Genomic DNA, 3,836 nt, shown 5'->3' on the forward strand with positions numbered 1-3,836 from the left:
GGCGCTTCCCCTCCGAGCCCCAGGAAAACCTGCTCTACTTCCTGGAGAAGAACGCCCCGCTGCTGGAGCCCTGGCAGCGCGAGGTGATCCGCATCGTGCGCAAGATGGCGCAGTACTTCTACCCCCAGCGGCAGACCCAGGTGATGAACGAGGGCTGGGCCACCTTCTGGCACTACACGCTGCTCAACGAGCTCTACGACCAGGGCCGCGTGGACGACGGCTTTATGCTGGAATTCCTGCAGAACCACAGCCAGGTGATCTACCAGCCGCCGTTCGATTCGCCCTACTATTCCGGCATCAACCCCTACGCCCTGGGGTTCGCCATGTTCCAGGACATCCGCCGCATCTGCGAGGCGCCCACCGACGAAGACCGCCAGTGGTTTCCGGACATCGCCGGCAGCGACTGGCTGGCGACGCTCAAGTTCGCCATGGAAAGCTTCAAGGACGAGAGCTTTATCCAGCAGTTTCTGTCACCGCGTCTGATCCGCGAATTCAAGCTGTTCAGCCTGATGGACGACTCCGAGCGCGACTACATCGAGATCAACGCCATCCACAACGAGCCCGGCTACCAGGCGATCCGCAACCGGCTCTCCGAGCAGTACAACCTGAGCATCCAGGAACCCAACATCCAGGTGTACTCGGCGGACGTGCGCGGCGACCGATCCCTCACCCTGCAGCACCTGCGCCAGCACCACCGGCCGCTGGAGGCGGACACCGCCCAGGAGGTGCTGCGCCACCTGCACCGCCTGTGGGGCTTCGACGTGCACCTGGAGAGCGTCGACAACGGCAGCGTGGTGGAGCGATTGTCGATTCCTTCACATCGCCTTGATTGATAAACGTTCTCATTAATGTTTATATCCGGCGCAACCTTATTCGTTCATTCGCCGGAGAAACCCTTCATGCGTCGACTCAGTGTCCTCTTCTCGTTAATGGCCGCCCTGGTGGTAACCGGATGCAGCTCGCAAAGCGAAGAAGTGAACGTCTATTCCGCCCGTAAGGAAGCACTGATCAAGCCCCTGCTGGACCGCTTCACCTCGGAAACCGGCATCACCGTGAACCTGATCACCGGCAGCGCCGACGCCCTGGTGGAGCGCATGAAGGCCGAAGGCGAGCACAGCCCCGCCGACGTGCTGATCACCACCGACGCCGGCCGTCTGTACCGCGCCCAGCAGGAAGGCCAGCTGGCCACCACGGAGAGCGACACCCTCGCCGAGCAGGTGCCCGAGGCCCTGCGCGACCCGGAAGGCCACTGGTACGGCCTGTCCGTGCGCGCCCGGGTGGTGGTGTACGCCCCGGACCGGGTGGACCCGGCCGAGCTGTCCACCTACGAAGCCCTGGCCGACGAAAAGTGGGACGACCGCATCTGCATCCGCTCCTCGGACAACATCTACAACCAGTCCCTCACCGCCAGCCTGATCGCCCACAACGGCGAAGCGGACACCGAGCAATGGGCCGAGGGCCTGGTGTCCAACATGGCCCGTGATCCGGTGGGCGGCGACCGCGACCAGATCAAGGCCCTGGCCGCCGGCGAGTGCGACATCGCCGTGGTCAACACCTACTACCTGGGCATGATGCAGGGCGGCGACGACGCCGACGCCCGCGAGATCGCCGAGCAGGTGGCGGTGTTCTGGCCCAACCAGGACGGCCGCGGCGCCCACATCAATATTTCCGGCGCCGGCGTGGCCACCAACGCCCCCAACCCGGACAACGCCCGGCAGCTGATCGAGTTCCTGGTCAACGACGAATCCCAGCAGTGGTACGCCGAGACCAACTACGAGTACCCGGTGCGCGCCGACGTGCCGGTCAGCGATTTGCTGCAGGAGTGGGGTGAGTTCAAACAAGACGACCTGCCGCTGATCAAGCTCGGCGAGCTGAACGCCGACGCGGTCAAACTGATGGACCGCGCAGGCTGGAAATAATCGTTCAAGACAGGCAAGGCGGCGGCGGATCGGTATAATCGCGCCATGTTTTCGTCGCCCGCCTTGCGCTCCCTGGTTCTACTGCTGCTGGCGCTGGCGCTGGCCACGCCGGTACTGGTGGTGGCTGGCAGCTGGCTGGCCGGCGCCTCGCCCAATTGGGGCCACCTGAGCAGCACGGTACTGCCCTCGTACCTGCGCCACTCCTTGTTCCTGGCCCTGTTCACCGGCACCGGCACTCTGCTGATCGGCGTCGCCGCCGCCTGGGCGGTGTCCCGCTTCCGCTTCCCCGGGCGCCGGGTGCTGGAGTGGGCCCTGCTGCTGCCGCTGGCCTGCCCGGCCTACCTGATCGCCTACACCTGGACCGGCATTCTGGCCAGCGAAGGCGCCCTGCAGCAGGCGTTGCCGCTGCCCCTGCCGGACATCCGCAGCCCGGCCGGCGCCGGCCTGATGCTGACGCTGGTGCTCTACCCCTATGTGTATCTGATGACCCGCGCCGCCTTCGTCAGCCAGTCGGCGGTGGCGCTGGAAGTGGCGCGCACCCTGGGCGCCGGGCCCTGGCGGCGGTTCTTCCGGGTGGCCCTGCCGCTGGCACGGCCGGCGATCATTGCCGGGCTGGCGCTGGTATTGATGGAGACCCTGGCGGACTACGGCACCGTGGCCTACTTCGGCGTGCCCACCCTGAGCACCGGCATCTACCGCACCTGGTTCGGGCTGGGCGACGCCATGGCGGCGGCGCAACTGGCCGGCGTACTGCTGCTCGCCATGGTGGTGCTGCTCACCCTGGAGCGGCGCGCCCGCAAGGAACGGCGCATCAGCGTCGCCTCGGCGCGGGCGGCGGCGCCGCTGCCGCTGGGCCGGGGCCCGGGCCTGTTGCTGGCGGCGGCGCTGTGGCTGCCGGTGCTGCTCGGGTTCATTCTGCCCGCCCTGCAACTGCTGGTGTGGAGCCTGCCGCGCTGGCGGGATCTGGCGGAGCCGGGCTTCCTGGGCCTGCTCGGCACCAGCCTGCTGATCGCCCTGTGCACCGCCCTGGCCGCCACCGGCCTGGGCCTGCTGCTGATCTGGGCGCGGCGGCTGCGCGGCGACCGGCCCCGCCGCCTGGCCGCCGGGCTCGCCGGCTTCGGCTACGCGGTGCCGGGCACCGTGCTGGCGGTGGGCGTGGTGCTGGTGCTCGCCAGCCTGGACCGCGGCCTCAACAATCTGCTGGCGTCCGTGGGCCTGCCGGAGCCCGGGCTGCTGTTCTCCGGCACCCTGTTCGCGGTGGTGTTCGCCTGCACGGTGCGCTTCCTGACCATTCCCATCCAGGGTCTGGACGCCGGCCTGCAGAACCTGTCCCCCAACCTGGACAACGCCGCCCGCTCGCTGGGCACGGCGTCGCTGCCGATGCTGCGGCGGGTGCATCTGCCGCTGTTGCGGGTGCCGCTGGCCACCAGCGCCCTGCTGGTGTTCGTGGACACCCTCAAGGAGTTGCCCGCCGCGCTGGTGCTGCGGCCCTTCAACACCAACACCCTGGCGGTGCGCGCCTTCGAGCTGGCGTCCGACGAGCGGCTGGCGGACGCGGCGCTGCCGGCGCTCACCATTTTGCTCGCCGGCGTGGCGCCGGTGATACTGCTGACCCGCTCGATACGGAACCCCCATCAAGAGAGCCCCCATGCTGACCATTGACGACCTGAACGTGCGGTTCGACGGCCAGCCGGTGCTGGAAGACGTCTCCCTCTCCCTGGACGAGGGCCTGATCGGCTGCCTGATCGGCCCCTCCGGCTGCGGCAAGACCACCCTGCTGCGCCTGGTGGCCGGCTTCCTGGCCCCGGACCGCGGCCGCATCGCCCTGCACGGCGACGCCGTCACCGGCGACCGGCTGCTGGTGCCCGCCGAGCAGCGCCGGGTGGGCATGGTGTTCCAGGACATCGCCCTGTTCCC

4 protein-coding genes are annotated in these 3,836 nt (G+C 68.3%); all 4 read left to right on the forward strand.

Going from position 1 to position 3,836, the window contains the following annotated elements; all coding sequences use genetic code 11:
- Positions 1-833 (forward strand): SpoVR family protein (locus ACEQZD_RS09280; protein WP_370185099.1); only part of this gene is annotated, 833 nt, incomplete at its 5' end.
- Between the two features lie 66 nt (positions 834-899).
- Entirely contained in the window at positions 900-1,919 is a 1,020-nt protein-coding gene (locus tag ACEQZD_RS09285; protein ID WP_370185101.1) for a Fe(3+) ABC transporter substrate-binding protein, read from the forward strand.
- A 45-nt stretch (positions 1,920-1,964) separates the two neighbouring features.
- Positions 1,965-3,581 (forward strand): iron ABC transporter permease, encoded by a 1,617-nt coding sequence (locus ACEQZD_RS09290; RefSeq protein ID WP_142947310.1) that lies wholly within the window; start codon positions 1,965-1,967, stop codon positions 3,579-3,581.
- Positions 3,568-3,836 (forward strand): ATP-binding cassette domain-containing protein (locus ACEQZD_RS09295; protein WP_370185103.1); only part of this gene is annotated, 269 nt, incomplete at its 3' end. The genes ACEQZD_RS09290 and ACEQZD_RS09295, both read left to right, overlap by 14 nt.

Source organism: Alloalcanivorax sp., from assembly GCF_964221125.1.
In the GTDB taxonomy this organism is placed as follows: Bacteria; Pseudomonadota; Gammaproteobacteria; order Pseudomonadales; family Alcanivoracaceae; genus Alloalcanivorax; species Alloalcanivorax venustensis.